The following is a 314-nucleotide window of genomic DNA, read 5'->3' on the forward strand; positions in this document are numbered from 1 at the left end:
CCGCAGGCCTCTGTGCTTAAGGGATTGGCACTGATCATTTTGGTCATTGAGGACGATGCAGCAAGCATGAAATAGTATTTTAAATACTGCTTTATTGTGGGGCGCAATGCTTCCTCTGGCCCTTTTATTATTTGACAACAATCACTCGCTTGCCGCTGAAGTCGTTGCTGGCCATATGCTTGTGGGCCTCGATGGCGTTTTCGAAGGAAAACGTTTCCAGTGGCAGCGGTCGCAATTGGCCGTTGGCGAACAAAGGCGCCAACCGGTCATTGAAAACCTGCGCCAGCTGAATTCGCTTCTCCAGTGGCTGACTG

General features: G+C 50.6%; 1 protein-coding gene. It reads right to left on the bottom strand.

The window, feature by feature from the left end; translation table 11 throughout:
- Positions 1-127: 127 nt before the first annotated feature.
- Positions 128-314 (bottom strand): zinc-binding dehydrogenase (locus F8C76_RS19685; RefSeq protein WP_152132985.1); only part of this gene is annotated, 187 nt, incomplete at its 5' end.

The sequence above is a fragment of the Flagellimonas olearia genome (assembly GCF_009184425.1).
Classification (GTDB): domain Bacteria; phylum Bacteroidota; class Bacteroidia; order Flavobacteriales; family Flavobacteriaceae; genus Flagellimonas; species Flagellimonas olearia.